At 68.7% G+C, this 16,546-nt stretch carries 21 protein-coding genes; 8 read left to right on the top strand and 13 right to left on the bottom strand.

Going from position 1 to position 16,546, the window contains the following annotated elements:
- Positions 1 to 19: 19 nt before the first annotated feature.
- Both C0481_RS18335 and C0481_RS18330 read left to right on the top strand, forming a co-directional pair.
- The gene (locus C0481_RS18335) at positions 20 to 955 is read left to right on the top strand and encodes an SDR family NAD(P)-dependent oxidoreductase (RefSeq protein WP_293406503.1); all 936 of its coding nucleotides are present in this window, start codon (positions 20 to 22) and stop codon (positions 953 to 955) included.
- Positions 956 to 1,098: 143 nt separating this feature from the next.
- Complete coding sequence (locus tag C0481_RS18330; protein ID WP_293406501.1) at positions 1,099 to 1,392, top strand: hypothetical protein; 294 nt, start codon at positions 1,099 to 1,101, stop codon at positions 1,390 to 1,392.
- A 4-nt stretch (positions 1,393 to 1,396) separates the two neighbouring features.
- Here C0481_RS18330 and C0481_RS18325 read toward each other — a convergent pair whose 3' ends face one another.
- On the bottom strand, positions 1,397 to 1,999 hold the full coding sequence (locus tag C0481_RS18325) for a GNAT family protein (RefSeq protein ID WP_293406499.1): 603 nt from the start codon (positions 1,997 to 1,999) through the stop codon (positions 1,397 to 1,399).
- A gap of 69 nt (positions 2,000 to 2,068) precedes the next feature.
- On the opposite strand from C0481_RS18325, the gene C0481_RS18320 reads away from it, so the two are divergent.
- Positions 2,069 to 2,467: a hypothetical protein gene (locus C0481_RS18320; protein WP_293406497.1), complete on the top strand. Its 399-nt coding sequence runs from the start codon at positions 2,069 to 2,071 to the stop codon at positions 2,465 to 2,467.
- Between the two features lie 190 nt (positions 2,468 to 2,657).
- Here the strand turns inward: C0481_RS18320 and C0481_RS18315 are convergent, their stop codons facing one another.
- Positions 2,658 to 3,095: a tautomerase family protein gene (locus tag C0481_RS18315; protein WP_293406495.1), complete on the bottom strand. Its 438-nt coding sequence runs from the start codon at positions 3,093 to 3,095 to the stop codon at positions 2,658 to 2,660.
- Positions 3,096 to 3,190: 95 nt separating this feature from the next.
- On the opposite strand from C0481_RS18315, the gene C0481_RS18310 reads away from it, so the two are divergent.
- Entirely contained in the window at positions 3,191 to 3,751 is a 561-nt protein-coding gene (locus C0481_RS18310) for a TetR/AcrR family transcriptional regulator (protein WP_293406493.1), read from the top strand.
- A 385-nt stretch (positions 3,752 to 4,136) separates the two neighbouring features.
- On the opposite strand, the gene C0481_RS18305 is transcribed toward C0481_RS18310, so the two are convergent.
- Positions 4,137 to 4,559, bottom strand: coding sequence for a helix-turn-helix domain-containing protein (locus C0481_RS18305; RefSeq protein ID WP_293406491.1), 423 nt, complete (start codon positions 4,557 to 4,559; stop codon positions 4,137 to 4,139).
- 44 nt (positions 4,560 to 4,603) lie between these two features.
- Here C0481_RS18305 and C0481_RS18300 point away from each other — a divergent pair, with 44 nt between their 5' ends.
- Positions 4,604 to 5,290, top strand: coding sequence for a cation transporter (locus C0481_RS18300; RefSeq protein ID WP_293406489.1), 687 nt, complete (start codon positions 4,604 to 4,606; stop codon positions 5,288 to 5,290).
- 185 nt (positions 5,291 to 5,475) lie between these two features.
- On the opposite strand, the gene C0481_RS18295 is transcribed toward C0481_RS18300, so the two are convergent.
- Entirely contained in the window at positions 5,476 to 5,949 is a 474-nt protein-coding gene (locus tag C0481_RS18295; RefSeq protein ID WP_293406487.1) for a GNAT family N-acetyltransferase, read from the bottom strand.
- Between the two features lie 31 nt (positions 5,950 to 5,980).
- On the opposite strand from C0481_RS18295, the gene C0481_RS18290 reads away from it, so the two are divergent.
- Positions 5,981 to 6,322, top strand: coding sequence for a TfoX/Sxy family protein (locus C0481_RS18290; protein ID WP_293406485.1), 342 nt, complete (start codon positions 5,981 to 5,983; stop codon positions 6,320 to 6,322).
- A gap of 178 nt (positions 6,323 to 6,500) precedes the next feature.
- Here C0481_RS18290 and C0481_RS18285 read toward each other — a convergent pair whose 3' ends face one another.
- The 4 genes from C0481_RS18285 to C0481_RS18270 form a co-directional block, all read right to left on the bottom strand.
- Entirely contained in the window at positions 6,501 to 7,358 is an 858-nt protein-coding gene (locus C0481_RS18285; protein WP_293406483.1) for an NAD(P)-dependent oxidoreductase, read from the bottom strand.
- Positions 7,355 to 8,314: an oxidoreductase gene (locus C0481_RS18280; RefSeq protein ID WP_293406481.1), complete on the bottom strand. Its 960-nt coding sequence runs from the start codon at positions 8,312 to 8,314 to the stop codon at positions 7,355 to 7,357. The genes C0481_RS18285 and C0481_RS18280 overlap by 4 nt, the downstream gene beginning before the upstream one ends.
- Before the next feature lie 3 nt (positions 8,315 to 8,317).
- Positions 8,318 to 9,097 (bottom strand): enoyl-CoA hydratase-related protein, encoded by a 780-nt coding sequence (locus C0481_RS18275; protein WP_293406479.1) that lies wholly within the window; start codon positions 9,095 to 9,097, stop codon positions 8,318 to 8,320.
- A gap of 242 nt (positions 9,098 to 9,339) precedes the next feature.
- Positions 9,340 to 10,404 carry an MBL fold metallo-hydrolase gene (locus tag C0481_RS18270; RefSeq protein ID WP_293406477.1) on the bottom strand — a complete coding sequence of 355 codons (1,065 nt, stop codon included), beginning with the start codon at positions 10,402 to 10,404 and terminating at the stop codon, positions 9,340 to 9,342.
- Positions 10,405 to 10,567: 163 nt separating this feature from the next.
- On the opposite strand from C0481_RS18270, the gene C0481_RS18265 reads away from it, so the two are divergent.
- Positions 10,568 to 11,890 (top strand): hypothetical protein, encoded by a 1,323-nt coding sequence (locus C0481_RS18265; protein WP_293406475.1) that lies wholly within the window; start codon positions 10,568 to 10,570, stop codon positions 11,888 to 11,890.
- A gap of 65 nt (positions 11,891 to 11,955) precedes the next feature.
- Here C0481_RS18265 and C0481_RS18260 read toward each other — a convergent pair whose 3' ends face one another.
- Together C0481_RS18260 and C0481_RS18255 are read right to left on the bottom strand one after the other, a co-directional pair.
- Positions 11,956 to 12,597: a hydrolase gene (locus C0481_RS18260; protein WP_293406473.1), complete on the bottom strand. Its 642-nt coding sequence runs from the start codon at positions 12,595 to 12,597 to the stop codon at positions 11,956 to 11,958.
- Positions 12,598 to 12,659: 62 nt separating this feature from the next.
- Entirely contained in the window at positions 12,660 to 13,523 is an 864-nt protein-coding gene (locus C0481_RS18255) for a pirin family protein (RefSeq protein ID WP_293406471.1), read from the bottom strand.
- Between the two features lie 118 nt (positions 13,524 to 13,641).
- Between C0481_RS18255 and C0481_RS18250 the strand changes: the two genes are divergently transcribed.
- On the top strand, positions 13,642 to 14,541 hold the full coding sequence (locus C0481_RS18250) for a LysR family transcriptional regulator (protein WP_293406469.1): 900 nt from the start codon (positions 13,642 to 13,644) through the stop codon (positions 14,539 to 14,541).
- On the opposite strand, the gene C0481_RS18245 is transcribed toward C0481_RS18250, so the two are convergent.
- The 3 genes from C0481_RS18245 to C0481_RS18235 all read right to left on the bottom strand — a co-directional run bounded on the left by C0481_RS18245 (position 14,538) and on the right by C0481_RS18235 (position 16,477).
- A complete protein-coding gene (locus tag C0481_RS18245; RefSeq protein WP_293406467.1) occupies positions 14,538 to 15,920 on the bottom strand; it encodes an RNB domain-containing ribonuclease in 1,383 nt (460 codons plus the stop codon). The genes C0481_RS18250 and C0481_RS18245 overlap by 4 nt on opposite strands.
- Positions 15,921 to 16,036: 116 nt before the next feature.
- Positions 16,037 to 16,162 carry a hypothetical protein gene (locus tag C0481_RS18240; protein ID WP_293406465.1) on the bottom strand — a complete coding sequence of 42 codons (126 nt, stop codon included), beginning with the start codon at positions 16,160 to 16,162 and terminating at the stop codon, positions 16,037 to 16,039.
- A gap of 111 nt (positions 16,163 to 16,273) precedes the next feature.
- Positions 16,274 to 16,477: a hypothetical protein gene (locus C0481_RS18235; protein WP_293406463.1), complete on the bottom strand. Its 204-nt coding sequence runs from the start codon at positions 16,475 to 16,477 to the stop codon at positions 16,274 to 16,276.
- Positions 16,478 to 16,546: the final 69 nt, after the last annotated feature.

The following is a 16,546-nucleotide window of genomic DNA, read 5'->3' as shown; positions in this document are numbered from 1 at the left end:
CTTTTAGGGAGATTGATCGATGGGTTCACTTTCAGGGAAAGTTGTTCTGGTCACCGGCGGCGGCAACGGCATTGGCCGTGATTGCGCGCTGATCGCGGCGGCCGAAGGCGCGAAGGTCGTGGTCAACGACCTCGGCGGCGGTCTGAAGGGCGAAGACGAAGGCTCGGCGGGTCCGGCCGAACAGGTCGCTCAGGAAATCCGCGCCGCGGGCGGCGAAGCGGTTTCCAACTCGGACAGCGTCACCGACCTCGACGCCGTCTACGGCATGGTCGAACAGGCCAAGAAGGAATTCGGCGGTCTGCACGCGGTCATCAATCCGGCCGGCATCCTGCGTGACGTCATGTTCCACAAGATGACCGAAGCCGAGTGGGACGCGGTCATCGCCGTCCACATGCGCGGCTCGTTCAACGTCGCCCGCGCCACCATCGAGCTGTTCCGCGAACAGAACGACGGCGCCTACATGTTCTTCACCTCGACCTCGGGCCTGCTGGGCAACATCGGCCAGGCCAACTACGGCGCGGCCAAGATGGGCATCGCCGGCCTGTCGCGGATCATCGCCATGGAAGGCGCGCGCAACAACGTGCGTTCGAACTGCCTGGCCCCGGTCGCCTGGACCCGCATGACCCAGTCGGTGCCGGTGAAGGACGAAGCCGCCGCGGCCCGCCGCGCCGTGATGGCCGAGAAGATCCGCGCCGACCAACCGGCCCGCTTCTCCGTCGCCATGATCACCCCGGCCGCCGCCAGCGTCTCGGGCCAGATTTTCGGCGCCTCGGGCGACAACATCATCCTCTACAGCCAACCGCGTCCGGTCGAGACCGTGACCAAGGAAGAAGGCTGGACGGTGCAGTCGATCCTCTCGGAAGCCATTCCGAAGATGGAGCCGAAGTTCACCCCGCTCTCGCGCCCGCCCCTGGCGAGCCAGGGCGGCGACGCGGCCCCGGCCAAGGCCGGCTGACCCTCGCGATAGCCTAGGACTTCAAGGCGGCGGCTCCTCACGGGGCCGCCGCTTTTCTTTACGCGCGCGCAATCGCTTACGCCGCAAGGGTTTTTGGCCTGAAACTTGCTTAACGTCAGGCGTCCATTTGTCAGGAGCGCCCCATGTCCGTGAGCAGCGTCGGCCCCGCCAGCTGGTACGCCCAGCCGCAGTTCGCCGCCCCGGCCGGCAAGGCCAAGGAAAGCGACGACACCGCCGGCAAGCTGCTCATCGAGGAGCCGGCCAAGCCCGACCGGACGCTGACCCCGGAAGAGGAAGAAAAGCTCAAAAAGACCCTGGCCGGCATGGCCGCCGGCGACTTTCAGAAAATCCTCGAGGAAGACGCCCAGCGCGCCGCCGACAAGCGCGCCGCGCAGGGCCGCGATCCGGCCGGCGCCGTCGTCGACCTGCGCGTCTGACCCTTTAGAGCCGGTGGGTGCGCACCCACTCCTCCCGCGTCAGCTCCCAATAGATTGAGCGCCGCGTCGTCCCGTCGGGCCGCACGCTGTCGATCTCGCCCATGCGCCGGAACCCGGCCGCGTCGATCGAGGCGGCCGAGCGCACATTGTCCAGCGCCGCGGTCAGCGCGATCAGCCGCACGCCCAGATGCTCGAACATGAAGGCGATCGAGCGGGCCACGCCCGACTTGCCGCTGTGCGAGTTCTGCAGATCCGCCCGCCGCGCCCCGGCGATCTCCGCGGCCGAGCGGTCGGGCCAGACGGTGAACCGTGAGTAGCCGGCGACCTCCCCGGCCTCGTCCAGCGACACGCTGAGAATGCACTCGCCCTGCTGGCGCAGCGCCTCGCTCGCCTCGACCCAGCGGCCGACGTTGGCGTGCGTGATCGGCCGCGGCAGATCGTAGATCGGGTCGGACACCTTCGGGTCGGCCAACAGCGCCGTCAGCCCCGCGACGTGCTCAGGCCCGGCGATGATCATCGCCGGCCCGCCGACGCTGCGCACCGCCGCGCGGATCGCCGCCTCTTCCTCGGGACTGACCTCAAGCACTGTCTTCGGCGGCGCACTCATCGCGTTTCCTCCTCTACCGCCGGTTGGCCCGGCCTTTGCTCCAGCCTAGCCCAGTCAAGGAGCGTTCGCATGCAAGTCGGCAGTTCAAACCTCGCCAACAGCCTTTTCTCGACCGATACGCTGAGCAAGATCGGCCAGCTCGGCAAAACCGACTCGGCAAAACCCTCCGCCGCGGCCGAAGCCGCGCGCAAGGCCGAGCTCTCCAAGTCCAGCCAACGCGCCGTCCTCGACGAGATCCGGGAGAAGGGCATCTACGCCTGGGCCCAGGAGCAGAAGCTCGAGAAGCTGAAGGCAAAGATCGAGGCCGAGGTCAAAGCCGCCAACCCCGACGCCGATCCGGCCACCGTCGAGAACGAAGTCGCCCGCCTGGTGAAGGAGGCGATGGAACAAGCCCTCAAGGCCGAGGCCACGGAGTCAGCCAAGCGCGGCGAACCGGCCAGACCGATGATCATCGACATCTCGGTCTGACGATCGCCTTTTCCGGTCTCAAGGTGTCATCCCGGTTTCGGCGCAGCCGAAGACCGGGACCCATGAACACCGAATGGATCAGAAGGCCGCTCAGCCTCGCCTCATTCTGTCAGGCGGCGCGAATGGGTCCCGGTCTTGCTTCGCAAACCGGGATGACACCGGTTGATCAGGCTCGCCAGGGGCTCCTCCCCTACACCGTCTCCCGCGGCCCCACCGGACTGGGCTGGTTCTCCGTCCGCCAGCGGATCTCGTCCTCTGTGCCGGGCAGCGGCGGGCGATAGCCCTGGATCGACCACAGCTCATAGGACGTCTCGTCGATGTGGTACTCCCAGTTCAGGCCGCGATCGCGGACGTAGGGCGCCAGCGCCTCGTCGACCATCTGGATGAACCTCGCCCGGATCTCCGGCGTCGGCATGGTTCGGGCGATGTGGTCGATCCAGATGCGCACGAAGTTGTCGACGCTCTCGCCGCCGATGAAGAACGAGTCGGCGGCGACCTCCTGGAACACCACTCCGACGTAGAACTTCGGCAGGCCGCGGGCGTAGAGCGCAGTGATCGCCTCCGACAGACCCTTCTTGTCCTCCAGGCTGAACGCCCCGACCGGGTGATAGATTTTCCAAAGCGGCATCGAACAGGTCCTTCGCTTGCGGCCCAAGCGCCGCCTTGACTTCAATAATGATTATTGTCATCATTGAATCCATAGGGTCGTCAAGAGGCAAGCCGATGAAGATCAGCAAGGCGCAGGCGCAGGAGAACCGCGAACGGATCGTCGGCGCGGCCGCCACGCTTTTTCGCGAACGCGGCTTCGACGGGGTCAGCGTCGGCGACCTGACCAAGGCCGCCGGCTTCACCCACGGCGGCTTCTACAACCACTTCAAGTCCAAGGACGCCCTCGCCGCCCAGGCCGTGGAGAGCGCCTTCGCGACCATGGCCGGCCACCGCGAACGCGCCCGCGACCTGCCCGAAATGCTCACCCACTATCTGTCGCACGCCGCCCGCAAAGCCCCGGGCAAGAGCTGCCCCGCCGCCGCCCTGGGCGGCGACGTCGGCCGCGCTTCCGACGATCTGAAGACCGCCTTCGCCGCCGGCGTCGAACAGATGATCGCCTCGGTCGAGGCGCGCCTGCCCGACACCCCCGATCGCCGTCAGCGCGCGCTGGGCGTCGTCACCCGCATGGCCGGCGCGCTGATGCTGGCCAGAGCCGTCCCCGACGGCCCCCTGGCCGACGAACTGCTGGAAACCAACCTCAGGCTGGCGATCGCCGAGGTGACCGCTCGGCCGTGATCGACCAAGACTCCCTCTCCCCACCTGAGGGGAGAGGGTTGGGGTGAGGGGTTAGCGACGCGCAGCGGCGCCCCCCGGCCTCAGCGATACCCCAACCGCCCAAGCCCCTCACCCTACCCTCTCCCCAGGGAGAGGAACGCAGCTGCACCGCCATGAACTCCCTCTCCCCACTCGAGGGGAGAGGGTTGGGGTGAGGGGTAAAGCGACGCGCAGCGGCGCCCTCAGGCCTCAGCGATACCCGAACCGCCCAAGCCCCTCACCCTACCCTCTCCCCAGGGAGAGGAACGCAGCTGCACCGCCAAGACTCCCTCTCCCCGCTCGAGGGGAGAGGGTTGGGGTGAGGGGTGAAGCGGCGCGCAGCGGCGCCCTCCGGCCTCGGACCGCCTCAGTGCTCGCCGCCGCAGTGCGAGTGATCGGCCAACGCCTCGATCACCCGGCACTCGGCCACCGCCCCGTGGCTGCAGGTCGCCAGCATCCGCGACAGCTCGCCCTTCAGCGCCGTCAGCTTGGCGATCTTGTCCTCGACCGCGGCCAGGTGCCGGCCGGCGATCTCGTCGACCGGCCCGCAGGACCCGCCCGGCCGGTCGCTCAGCTCCAGCAGCGTGCGCAGGTCCTCCATCTCGAAACCCAGCTCGCGGGCGTGGCGGATGAAGCTCAGCCGCCGCACATGCCCCGCGTCGTACAGCCGCCGGTCGCCCTCGCTGCGCGGCGGCGCGGGCATCAGCCCGGCGCCCTCATAGAAGCGGATGGTGGTCACTTTCACGCCGGCCCGGCGCGAGAGTTCGCCGATCGAGATGTCGCCCGCCATTCGCCGCTTGCTCCTACAGTGACTATAGGATGCAACACTTAGGCATGACCTACGAGATCGTCCACCACAAGGCGCCTGCGCCCGCTCCCGAAGGGGCCGCCTGCGCCTCCGCCGGCTGCGGCTGCGAGGCCACCGCCGCCGCCGTCGAGAACGGCTCTCCCGCCTTCCGCCGCGCCGTCTGGATCGTGCTGGCCTTGAACGCCGGCATGTTCGCGCTCGAGGTGATCCAGGGCCAGTTGGCCGGTTCCATGGCTCTCCAGGCCGACGCCCTCGACTTCGCCGGCGACAGCGCCACCTACGGCCTGTCGCTGTTCGCCCTGAGCCAGTCTCTCGCGTTCCGCTCCAAGGCCGCCCTGGTGAAGGGCGTCAGCCTCGGCCTGATGGGCGTCTACGTGCTCGCCGCCGCCCTCTGGCGGACCTTCGTGGACGGCACGCCGGACGCGATGACCATGGGCTGGGTGGGCGCGCTCGCCCTCTCGGCCAACGTCATCTCAGCCCTGCTGCTGCTGCGCTTCCGAGACGGCGACGCCAACGTCCGCTCGGTCTGGCTCTGCTCGCGCAACGACGCCATCGGCAACGTCGCAGTGCTCTGCGCCGCGGGCGTCGTCGCCTACACCGGCACCAAGTGGGCCGACCTCGCCGTCGCCGCGATCATGGCCAGCCTGTTCCTCTCGACCGCCTCGTCGATCATCCGCCAGGCCCGCGGCGAACTGCGGCTCCAAGCGGCCTAGCCTCTCAGACGCCGCGACCGAATCTCCCTCTCCCCGCTCGAGGGGAGAGGGCTGGGGTGAGGGGTCGGCGACGCAGAGCAGAGCCCCCCGACCTCGGTGATGCCCCAACGCCCAAGCCCCCTCACCCTACCCTCTCCCCCAAGGGGGCGAGGGAAAGTACGCCCGGACGCCCTACCCGCCAGCCCTCAGCTCTCGGCCAACGCCTTCAGCGGCGCGTCGGTCAGCCGGCGCACGATCCACTCGGTCTGCGCGCTCGCCCCCAGCGAGTCGTAGAACGCGATCGACGGCGCGTTCCAGTCCAGCACCGACCATTCCAGCCGCGCCAAGCCCTCCTCCTGGCAGCGCTGGGCCAGCCGCCGCAGCAGCGCCTTGCCGGCCCCCAGGCCCCGCGCCTGCGGAACCACGAACAGGTCTTCCAGATAGATCCCGTGCCGGCCGCGGAAGGTCGAGTAGTTGTAGAACCACAGCGCAAAGCCGACCGGCGTCCCGTCCGCCTCGGCGATGTCGCAGAACGCCCGCGGATGCTCACTGAACAGCGCGCCCTCGACGTCGGCCTGCGTCGCCTCAACCTCGTGCAGCAGCTTCTCATACTCGGCCAGGCCGCGGATGAAGCCATAGATCAGGCCCGCGTCCGCCGGGGTCGCCGGCCGCACTTGCACCTTGGCCGCCGCGGCGGTCTTCTCCTGGCCGATGCCCGTCTCTCCCGACTTCCTCGACTACGTGCTCGAACAGTTGCACCCGCTCGGCGGGATCACCCACCGCCGGATGTTCGGCGGCGTCGGCGTCTCGCACCACGAGCTGTTCTTCGCCCTCATCGCCGACGACGTGCTCTACTTCAAGGCGGACGCCACCACCGTCCCCGAGTTCGAGGCCGCTGGCTGCGAAGCTTTCAAGCCGTTCGGCGGCGACAAGGCGATGAGCTACTGGACCGTCCCGCTCGAAGCCCTCGAAGACCCCGACGAAATGACCGCCTGGACGACGCGGGCGCTCGACGCCGCGATGCGCGCGAAGGCGAGCAAGAAAAAGCGCTGAGCCGGCTGAGCCGGTGAGCCAACGCTCCCTCTCCCCGCTCGAGGGGAGAGGGTTGGGGTGAGGGGTAAGCGGCGCAAAGCGACGCCCTCCGGCTTCTGGGAATGACGGAACTGCAGCAACCCCCTCACCCTCCCCTCTCCCCCAAGGGGGCGAGGGAAGTGGAGCGTCGGGCCGCTCCCTATCCGATCACCACACCGGGCGGCGGCTTGCTGCTCTCGGGGACGAAGAAGTCCGGCATCAGCGGCGTGGTCGGATCGACCCGGTACTTGTCGAAGTCCCGCTCGCCCTCGCCATAGAGAAAGCTGTCGTCGATCAGGAAGTTGCCGGTGAACTCACGGCTCGGCTTCTCGAAAATCGCATGCGCCGCATCGGCCATGATCTCCGGCGTGCGGCAGGCCTTCATGCCCTCCTCGCCGGCCAGGGCGAACTGGATCGCCGCTGTGGCGATGCCGGTGCGCGGCCACAGGGCATTGAACGCGATCCCGTCCTCGCGGAACTCCTCGGCCATGCCCAGCACGCACATGCTCATGCCGAATTTGGCCATGGTGTAGGCGACGTGTCCCTGGAACCACTTGGGGCTCATGTCCAGCGGCGGCGACAGCATCAGCACGTGCGGATTGGCCGCCTTCTTCAGGTGCGGGATGCAGGCCTTGGAGGTCAGGTAGCTGCCGCGCGCATTGACCTGGTTCATCAGGTCATAGCGCTTCATGTCGGTGGCCAGGGTCGGCGTCAGCTGGATGGCCGAGGCGTTGTTGACGCAGATGTCGATGCCGCCGAACGCGGCGACGGTTTTCTCGACCGCCGCGTAGACGCTGGCTTCCTCGCGCACGTCGACAATCAGCGGCAGCGCCTTGCCGCCGGCCTTCTCGATCTCCTCGGCGGCCGAATAGATCGTGCCCGGCAGGTGCTTGTGCGGCTCGGCGGTCTTCGCGGCGATGGCGATGTTCGCCCCGTCCCGCGCCGCCCGCAGCGCGATGGCCAGGCCGATGCCGCGGCTGGCCCCGGTGATGAAGAGCGTCTTGCCGCTGAGGCTCATAGCGTCACTCCGGTGATCTCTTCCGACAGCGCCCACAGCCGCTCGGCCGATTCCGGATCGAGCGCATGGGGCATGACGCCCTTCACCGGGTTGTCCTTGCTCCAGGGCGCCGCCTCGGCGCAGTCCTCGAGGTAGAGCCCGCCGACGCCTTCCAGCTCCTCGCCGACCGCGGCCCAGACGCTGGTCGAGGCGCCCTGCTCGGGGGTCTTGAAGCCCTCACGGGCGTTGCCTTCCTCGTCCATCCAGCCCATCGCCACCATCTCCTCCTTGGGCAGGTAGCGCTGCAGCGGGGTCATGATCCCGCCGGGCATCACGGCGTTGGCGGTGATCCCATGTTCCTCGAAGCGGGCGTTGTAGCCCACCGCGAACAGCGAGTTGGCGGTCTTGGACTGGCCGTACGCCTCCCACTTGTCATAGGGCCGCGTCAGATAGTTGGGGTCGTCCCAGTTGATGTCGCTGCGCCGGTGGCCGATCGACGACAGCGCCACCACCCGCGCCAGACGGTCCTCGTCCGAGGCGTTCAGCAGCGCCCGCGTCAGCCCCACCGCCAGCACGAAGTGACCGAAGTGGTTGGTGCCGATCTGCAGCTCCAGGTCCTCGGCCGTGCGCAGCAGCGGCGTCGCCATCACCCCGGCGTTGTTGATCAGGATGTCCAGCGGCTGGTCGCCCCAGGCGTCAACGAAGGACCCCACCGAGGAAAGGCTGGCCAGGTCCAGGGTCCCGGCCACCACCTTGTCGGCGCCGATCGCCTCGTTCATCGCCACCGCCGCCTTCTCGCCGGCCACGCGGTCGCGCACGGCCAGCATGACGTCCGCCCCCGCCGCGGCCAGCGCCTTGGCGGTCTCGTAGCCGATGCCGCTCGCCCCGCCGGTGACGATGACGTTGCGGCCGGAGAGATCGTGATCGCCGGCCACCACGCGGGCGGGGGTGAAGGCGCCGAAGCGGGAGCGGATCATGGGTCAGGACACCTTGCTGAAGTCGGGGGCGCGCTTCTGGGCGAAGGCGGCGAACGCCTCCTTGGCCTCAGCGGACTTCAGCTGAGCGGCGAAGTGTGCGCCCTCTTCGTCCATGCGCTGGGCCAGGCCCGTCTCGTCGCGCATCAGCGCCTTGGTGATCACCACCGCGGCCGGCGGCCGCGCGGCGACGGCCTCGGCCGCGGCGCGGGCCTTGGCGCGGAGCTGGTCCAGCGGCACGACCTCGTTGGCGATGCCCCAGTCGACCGCCTTCTTGGCGTCGACCGCCTCGCCCAGCACGAACATCGCAAACGCCCGCGCATGGCCGATGCGGCTCGGCAGGGTGATGCTGGAGGCCGCTTCCGGCACCAGCGCCAGGTTCACGAACGGCGTGGTCAGCAGCGCGTTGTCGGCCAGATAGACCAGGTCGCAGTGCAGCAGCATGGTGGTGCCGACGCCGACCGCGCGGCCGTTGACCGCCGCGATCAGCGGGGTCTTGGCCCGCGCCAGCGCCGCCAGCAGCGGATTGCCGCCGCGCCGCGCCTCGTTCGCCGACGACTCGCCGGCGTTGACCGCCGCGAAGTCGCTGATGTCGTTGCCGGCGGTGAACATGTCGCCGTTGGCCTGGATCAGGACGCAGCGCACGTCCTTGTCGAACTCGGCCTGATCGATGGCGTCGCCCAGCGCCTGGTACATGTCCCGGGTCAAGGCGTTCTTCTTGTCGGGGCGGTTCATGGTCAGGGTCAGAACCCCGCCGGACTTCTCGATCAGAATGTGGTCGGACATAGAAATGCGCTCCTAAACTTACGCCGTATGCTAACGCGGCGGGGAGCGCGGATCGAAGCAGAATCTTCGCCGGGATGAAGCGGGATCCGACTGTTCCCTCTCCCCCGCGGGGGAGAGGGCAAGGGTGAGGGGGCCACCACCTCGCCGCCTCGCCGACGTCCGGCAGCAGAGCGCCGCTCCGCGCCGCCTCCCCTCACCCGACCTCTCCCCTCAAGCGGGGAGAGGAGAAGGTGGCTACGGCCCTAAGCCGCCCGGTACCAGATCACCCCGGCCTCGTCGGGCTCGGCGACCGCCTCGCGGCGGGTCATCAGGCAGTTGAGGTGCGCCAGGCTCTCGCCGGTCGCCATGCCCAGCACCCATTGGTCGATCTTGCGGCGGAACAGCACCGGGAACACGTCGACCGCCCGCTTCGGTTCGGCGATCAACTTGCGCAGCCGCGCCAGCCCGCGCTCGTGCCCGCCGATCAGATGGTCGATCCGCGCGTGCAGGCCATGGAACGGCTCGTTGTGCGCCGGCAGCACCAGCACCTCGTTGTCGACCCGGTCCTTGATCGCCGCAAGCGTCGTCAGCCACTCGGTCAGCGGATCGCCGTCCGGCTCGGTCGGGAACACCGAGACGTTCGACGAGATCTTCGGCAGCACCTGGTCGCCGGAGATGAACAGCTTCAGGTCCTTCTGCCACAGGCAGACATGCTCGGGGCTATGGCCCGACCCGACCACCACCTCCCAGGGCCGGCCGCCGATCTCCACCACGTCGCCGTCCGACAGCCGGCGGAAGGTGTCGGGCAGCGCATGCAGCCCTTTGCCGAAGCCGCCGAACCGGGCGCGGTAGTCCTCCAGCGCGTCGTCGTCCCAGCCGGCGGCGCGGTAGAACGCCAGGGCGTCGGCCGGGGCCTCGCGGCCGGTGTCGGCCGCCAGCGAGCGGCACATCAGGAACTCCAGGCGGCTGATCCACAGCCGGCACTGAAACTTGCGGGTCAGCCAGCCGGCCATGCCGATGTGGTCGGGATGCATGTGGGTGACGAACACCCGCGTCACCGGCTTGCCGCCCAGCACCCCGGCGAACGCCTTGCGCCAGGTCTGCTGGGTGTCCGAACCGCCCATACCCGTGTCGACGATCGCCCAGCCCTCGCCGTCCTCGATCGCCCAGACATTGATGAAGGCCAGCGAGCCGCCCAGCGGCATCCGCAGCCACTTCACGCCCGGCGCCACGTCCACCGCCTCGCCCAGCTCGGGCCCCGCGGCGAACGGATAGCTCAGCCGGGCCCGCGCCGCCTGTTCCTGGGTCTCTTCGAAACCGTCCCGCAAAGCGTCATCCCCTTCTCGTCGTCGCCCCATTTTGACCGCACTCGTGCTCAGGGCAAACGCAACCTTCAGCGCCATTCAGACGTCATTCACGACAAACTTGACCCACTGGCGCTGTGGGGGCTTATGTCCGCGCAATAGGGAACCACCCAGGAGTTTTTCGAACATGAGGCCATTCATCACGGGGCTGGCCGCCACCTTGGCCGTGCTGGCCTTGGCGCCGGCCGCCGTCTCGCAAGGCAAGCAAGCCGCCGCGATCTCGGATAAGGCGCGCACCCAAGGGATGGCCGAGGCTCCGGCCCTCGCCAAAGCCGCGGGCATTTCCTGCAACGTCACCGACGCCTTCTTCATCGGCAAGGTCGCCGACAAGAAGACGAAGACCAACACCAGCTACTACGAAATCGACTGCGACCAAGGCGTCGGCTTCGTGCTGTCGGCGGTCGAAGGCGGCGCGACCACCTCGTTCACCTGCATCGAGGCGGGCACCCCCGGTCCGGACGGCAAGCCGTCGAACCTGGCCTGCAAGCTGCCCGGCAACGCCGATCCGAAGTCCGACCTGGCCGGCGTGCTCGCCGCCGCCAAGGTCCAGTGCACGCCGGAAGCGGTCCGCGGCATCGGCCAAAGCGCCACCGCCACCTATCTCGAAGTCGCCTGCCAGGGCTCGGCCCAGGGCTATGTCCTGAAGACCAGCGCGCCGATCGATGCGGCCAAGCCGGTCGAGGCCAGCGACTGCATGGTCTACGACGGCGGCCAGTCGAACATCTCCTGCACGCTGCGCACTAAGGAACAGCGCCTGGCGGTGATCGACACCCTCGCGGCCCAGGCCAACAACGGCTGCACCGTGAAGGACAAGAAGTACCTGGGCATGTCCCAGACCGGCTCGTCGTTCTTCGAAGCCGCCTGCGCCGACGGCAAGGGCTACCTCTACCGCGTCGACGCCGGCAAGCTGACCCAGACCTACGACTGCGCCAAGGCGCAAGGCGTCATGGGCGGCTGCACCCTGACCGACACCAAGGAAGCGGTCACCGAGCAAAACGGCCTCTACACCAAGCTGGCCAAGGCTGCGGGCTTCAACTGCGACGTCTCGAAGTACGCTCCGTTCCCGAGCAGCAACAACAAGGACATCGTCGAGATGGCCTGCTCGAACCGTCCGGACGGCGCCGTCGGCGTCTTCGGCGGCCCGAACGACAAGCCGATCGTCTACGATTGCGCCCGCGCGCCGATCGCCGGCTACCGCTGCTCGTTCACCAAGCTGGACGCCAACAGCTACAGCGCCGTCACCGCCGACCTGAAGGCGACGGGCAAGGCCTCCTGCGCGGTGTCCAACGCACGCGTCATCGGCAAGTCGGCCAAGGGCACCACCTACATGGAAGTCGCCTGCGCCGACGGCCTGAAGGGCTACGTGCTCGAGTACACCGCCGACCTGAAGCCGGTCGAAGCCATCGGCTGCGCCTTCTCAGACCAGTGCAAGCTGCCGGGCAACACCTAAGCCCAGCCAGCCAAGCCAAAGCGAAAGGCCCGGGGGCGACCCCGGGCCTTTTTCTTTGGTCCTGCCTACTCGGTGCGGTCGTAGGAGAACTGGATCCCGGCCGTGCCGCCGGTCTCGATGAAGAGGTTCATGAACGCCGGAACCGTCTCGCTGCGCGCCCAGTCGCGCTGCAGTTCGCAGAACAGCTGCGGCACGCTGATCATCTTGGCCCCGGCCTGCTCGATCCGGCGCAGCGCCATCTCGTGCGCCGCAACCGACGTGCCGCCCACCGCGTCGGCGACCACATAGACCTCGTAGCCGTCCCGCAGCGCGTCCAGGGCCGGGAAGGTCAGGCAGGCCTCGGTCCACAGCGCCGTCATGATCAGCTTCTTGCGGCCGGTCGCCTCGACCGCCTTGCGGAATTCGACGTCCTCCCACGAGTTGATCGTCGTCCGGTCATAGGTCGGATAGCCGTCCAGCACCTTGCGCAGTTGCGGGATCGGCGGCTTGTTCAGCCCGGTCTTCACGTTCACCGTCGAGTGGACGATCGGCAGGCCGTAGGCCACCGCCGCCTTGGCGGTCCCGACGATATTGTTGACCAGAAGCTGGCGGTCCATCGAGGCGATCGAGTTCACCTGCACCGGCTGGTAGTCGATGATCACGAAGGCGGCGTTCTGCGGCGTCAGCAGGTGATCGCTGGCGCCGTCGCGAATGGGTTCGCTGGTCATGTGTCGTTCCTTTCAGGGGAAAAGGGACGCCGCCGGCCGGGGGGACCGGCGGCGTCAGGGGATCAGTGGGCGATCTGGCCGAACTGGCCGCGGTTGAAGTCGGCGACCGCCTGGGCGATCTCGTCCTCGCTGTTCATGACGAAGGGGCCGTAGCCGACGATCGGCTCGTCGATCGGCTCGCCGCTCAGCAGCAGCACCACCGCGTCGGTGTCGGCCCGGACCTCCAGGCCTTGGCCGTCAGGGTCCAGCATCACCATCTGGGCTTCGCGCACGTCCTGCCCGTTCACGTTGATCGCCCCGTCCAGGACGATGAGCGCCAGGGTCCGGCCTTCCTCGATCTCGAACCGGCTGATCCCGCCTTGGTTCAGGCGCATGTCCCAGACGTCCATCGGCGTGAAGGTCCTGGCCGGTCCGCGGCCGCCGCCGTACTGGCCGGCGATCACCCGCACCGATCCCGCGCCATCCAGCAGGGCCACCGCGGGAATCTCCGCATCGACCAGGGTCTGGTAGCCGGGGGCCGCCAGCTTTTCCTTGGCCGGCAGGTTCACCCACAGCTGGACCATCTTCAGGGTCCCGCCGGTGCGGGTGAAGTCGTGGGAGTGGAACTCCTCGTGCAGGATGCCCGAGGCGGCGGTCATCCACTGCACGTCGCCGGGGCCGATCTTGCCGCCGGCGCCGGTGGAGTCGCGGTGCTCGACCTCGCCGTCATAGACGATGGTCACGGTCTCGAAGCCGCGGTGCGGATGCTGGCCGACTCCGCGCGGCTTGGCCGCCGGCTCGAACTTGGCGGGACCGGCGTAGTCCAGCAGCAGGAACGGGCTCATGTGCCGCCCGTGGCTGTCGTAGGAAAACAGCGAGCGCACCGGAAAGCCGTCGCCGACCCAGTGCGGGCGCGGGGCGCTGTAGACGCCGAGTATCTTCTTCATGGTGGTCTCCTGAAGATCGGAGCGGGTCCGATCACGTTGGCTCAGGAGGTAGACCTGGGACGATAGCGGCGGTAGGCGTCGTTTCTCGACCTCAGAGTTCCAAAAATAGAACGACGCCGTGCAGGATCTGAACGACCTCTACTACTTCGCCCAGGTGATCGATCACGGCGGCTTCGCCCCGGCCAGCCGCGCCCTGGGCGTGCCGAAGTCCAAGCTCAGCCGGCGCATTTCCGGGCTCGAGGAACGGCTCGGCGTGCGCCTGATCCAGCGCTCCACCCGTCAGTTCGCCATCACCGAGGTCGGCGAGGTGTTCTACCGCCACTGCCGGGCCATGGTGATCGAGGCCGAGGCCGCCCAGGACGCCGTCGACCAGGTCCGCTCCGAGCCGTGCGGGACGGTGCGCCTCGCCTGCCCCATCGCCCTGCTGCACACCCAGGTCGCGCCGATCTTGGCCGACTTCCTGGCCCGCTATCCGCGCGTGAAGCTGCAGCTGGACGCGACCAACCGGCATGTCGACGTGGTCGGCGAGCGCTTCGACCTGGCCCTGCGCGTGCGCTTCCCGCCGCTGGCCGACAGCGACCTGGCCCACCGGGTGCTGGGCGAAAGTCCCCAGCGCCTGGTCATCCAGCCGGCCTTGCTCGCTCGCCTCGGCGAGATCCGCGTCCCCGCCGACCTGCATGGCGCGCCCAGCCTCGACTGGGGCCCCGGCGAGCACGTCTGGCGCCTGCAGGGGCCAGACGGCGCCCTGGCCGAGGTGCGCCACGATCCGGTGCTGACCACCGACGATTTCGAAACCCTACGCGCCGCCGCCCTGGCCGGAGCCGGCGTGGCCCAACTGCCGACCCTGATGCTTGGCGACACCCTGCAGACTGGCGCCCTGGTCGCCGTGCCCGACGGCTGGGCGCCGCGCAGCGGCTTGATCCACGCGGTGTTCCCGACCCGGCGCGGCCTCATGCCCGCAGTGCGGGCGCTGGTGGACTTCCTCGCCGAGCGGTTCGCGGCGCTGGCCCCGGTTTAGGCGATCCGTTCGAACGCCACCTGCGCCTGGGCCGGCTCAGCCATCTCCAGCCGTACGACCAGCCGGTCGCCGACCTCGACCTTGTGGGCGGTGACCCGCGCCACCACCGGCAGCTCGCACAGCTGCATCCGCGCGCCGCGCTCGTCGATGTCGGTGACCACCGCATCGAAGGTCTCGCCTTCCCGGCCCTGCAGCATCACGCTCTCGGCCAGGTCGATCACCGCGCGGTCGATCTGCCCCGCCTGGCTGTCGGCGCGGGCCATCACCTTGGGCAGCGCTTCGAACGCCTCGACCGCCGCGGCCGGCGGCGGCTGGCCGTTAGCGACCGCCAGGGTCGTCTCAACCACGTAACGGTCGGCCAGCCGGCGCAGCGGGGCCGTCGCGTGCGCATAGGTCGCCGCCATCGCCGCGTGCCAGGGCGCCTCGCCCTCGCGGAACGGCACATAGGCGGCCGGGGCGCCGGCCCGCCGCACGGCCAGCATGAACGCCGCCTGCTTCGGATCGTGCGGGTCCAGCCCGATCTCGAACTGCGCCAGGCTCTCCATCTGCGGCCAGCTCAGCCCGAACGCCCGCGCCGTCTGGCGCAGCCGCTTCACCGCCCAGTCGTCGGGCTCGGGCATCACCCGGAACAGGCCGGTCTTGTGCTGCTGCAGGGTCTGGGCGATCGCCAGGTTGGTCGCCAGCGACAGCGCCGCGTTCTGCTCCTCCGAACGCGCCCGCGGCCGGAACCGCAGTTGCAGCCGCCCCTCCACCATCGCCACCTCCTGCTCGGGCGGATCGACCCGCACCGCGCCGCGGCGCTCTTCGGCGGCCCGGATCCGCTCGGCCAGCTCCTCGAAGCCGTCCGGCAGATCGGCGGAAGCGACCTGGTCATAGGCCAGCTTGGCGCGGCTCTGGATCAGCGCCCGCTCGGCGCCCTCCAGCGCCACCTTGCCGTCCGCCGCCACCTTGACCGTGAACACCACCGCCAGCCGCGGCCCGCTCGGCAGCAGGCTCGCCGCCCCCTCGCTCAGCGCCGGCGGATAGAGGCTGGCCTTGCCGTCCGGCAGGTAGAGCGTCGCGCCGCGCTTCCAGGCTTCCTGGTCGACGGGGTCGCCGTCGCGCACGAACCACGCCACGTCGGCGATCGCATAGTGCAGCAGCAGGTCGCCGCCCCGGCACTCGATCGCGAAGGCCTGGTCGAGATCGGTCGAGGTCGCGGGGTCCAGGGTGACGAACGGCCGCTCGGTGCGGTCGACGTGCTCGCTGGGCGCGCGTTGCGCGGCGGCCTCGGCGGCGGCCAGCACCAGCGGCGGAAAGCTCGCCGGAACCTTGAAGCGGGTGCGAAGGTCGGCCAGGCCTTGGCTCAGCGCCTTGTGCGGATCGACGAGCGTCTTCATGCCCAAGCTCTGTCAGGCCCGCCCGCCGATGTCATCCCGCCGGACGCAAAACGATCGCCCAAACGAAAAGGCCCGCGGATCGCTCCGCGGGCCTTTCTCATTGGGTCAGGTTCGCCTTAGGCGTGCGAAAGCAGGTGTTCCGCATTGCCGCGCAGATGCGCCAGCGCCTTGGTCACGAACGCGTTGACCGTTTGATAGAAAGCCAGTTGGCCTTCGATGTTCTCGTAATCGGCAAACAGCATGATCGCCTCCATATGCTGAAGGCTATCTATGTTGCGGCGCACACAAAATCAATGGTGCGACGCAATATTTCAGATTGTGATGAAAAACGTGAAGCGCCGCAGTACGGCGCTTCAGGCTGGCGGCCGGTTGCGCTCCACGATCTTCCGCACGACCAGCCAGATCCCCACCGCCGCGACGACGAAGCCCAGCAGCATCGTAGTCGTGGCGCTGTTGAAGACGCCGTAGAGCACGACCGCCAACCCAATGACGGTCAGGATCAGCCCCAGCAGGTACTTCGCCAGCAGCGTTCCCGCGCTCGAACGAACTTCAGCCATGGTCCACTCCCGCAAACCTGCGCAGCCAATTCCGGAACGGCGTTATCTAGGGGTTGGTTCCTGGCCCGC

The sequence above is a fragment of the Phenylobacterium sp. genome, assembly GCF_013822795.1.
Classification (GTDB): Bacteria; Pseudomonadota; Alphaproteobacteria; order Caulobacterales; family Caulobacteraceae; genus Phenylobacterium.
This window is presented reverse-complemented; position numbering and strand designations above follow the sequence as displayed.

Excerpts from the sequence above, each read along its gene's own strand:
- C0481_RS18305 (WP_293406491.1), bottom strand. The coding sequence starts at position 4,559 with ATGGCGGGCGACATCTCGATCGGCGAACTCTCGCGCCGGGCCGGCGTG.
- C0481_RS18300 (WP_293406489.1), top strand. The coding sequence starts at position 4,604 with ATGACCTACGAGATCGTCCACCACAAGGCGCCTGCGCCCGCTCCCGAA.
- C0481_RS18290 (WP_293406485.1), top strand. The coding sequence starts at position 5,981 with ATGCCCGTCTCTCCCGACTTCCTCGACTACGTGCTCGAACAGTTGCAC.
- C0481_RS18275 (WP_293406479.1), bottom strand. The coding sequence starts at position 9,097 with ATGTCCGACCACATTCTGATCGAGAAGTCCGGCGGGGTTCTGACCCTG.
- C0481_RS18335 (WP_293406503.1), top strand. The coding sequence starts at position 20 with ATGGGTTCACTTTCAGGGAAAGTTGTTCTGGTCACCGGCGGCGGCAAC.
- C0481_RS18285 (WP_293406483.1), bottom strand. The coding sequence starts at position 7,358 with ATGAGCCTCAGCGGCAAGACGCTCTTCATCACCGGGGCCAGCCGCGGC.
- C0481_RS18320 (WP_293406497.1), top strand. The coding sequence starts at position 2,069 with ATGCAAGTCGGCAGTTCAAACCTCGCCAACAGCCTTTTCTCGACCGAT.
- C0481_RS18280 (WP_293406481.1), bottom strand. The coding sequence starts at position 8,314 with ATGATCCGCTCCCGCTTCGGCGCCTTCACCCCCGCCCGCGTGGTGGCC.
- C0481_RS18330 (WP_293406501.1), top strand. The coding sequence starts at position 1,099 with ATGTCCGTGAGCAGCGTCGGCCCCGCCAGCTGGTACGCCCAGCCGCAG.
- C0481_RS18240 (WP_293406465.1), bottom strand. The coding sequence starts at position 16,162 with ATGCTGTTTGCCGATTACGAGAACATCGAAGGCCAACTGGCTTTCTAT.
- C0481_RS18235 (WP_293406463.1), bottom strand. The coding sequence starts at position 16,477 with ATGGCTGAAGTTCGTTCGAGCGCGGGAACGCTGCTGGCGAAGTACCTG.
- C0481_RS18265 (WP_293406475.1), top strand. The coding sequence starts at position 10,568 with ATGAGGCCATTCATCACGGGGCTGGCCGCCACCTTGGCCGTGCTGGCC.
- C0481_RS18310 (WP_293406493.1), top strand. The coding sequence starts at position 3,191 with ATGAAGATCAGCAAGGCGCAGGCGCAGGAGAACCGCGAACGGATCGTC.
- C0481_RS18315 (WP_293406495.1), bottom strand. The coding sequence starts at position 3,095 with ATGCCGCTTTGGAAAATCTATCACCCGGTCGGGGCGTTCAGCCTGGAG.
- C0481_RS18325 (WP_293406499.1), bottom strand. The coding sequence starts at position 1,999 with ATGAGTGCGCCGCCGAAGACAGTGCTTGAGGTCAGTCCCGAGGAAGAG.
- C0481_RS18245 (WP_293406467.1), bottom strand. The coding sequence starts at position 15,920 with ATGAAGACGCTCGTCGATCCGCACAAGGCGCTGAGCCAAGGCCTGGCC.
- C0481_RS18260 (WP_293406473.1), bottom strand. The coding sequence starts at position 12,597 with ATGACCAGCGAACCCATTCGCGACGGCGCCAGCGATCACCTGCTGACG.
- C0481_RS18255 (WP_293406471.1), bottom strand. The coding sequence starts at position 13,523 with ATGAAGAAGATACTCGGCGTCTACAGCGCCCCGCGCCCGCACTGGGTC.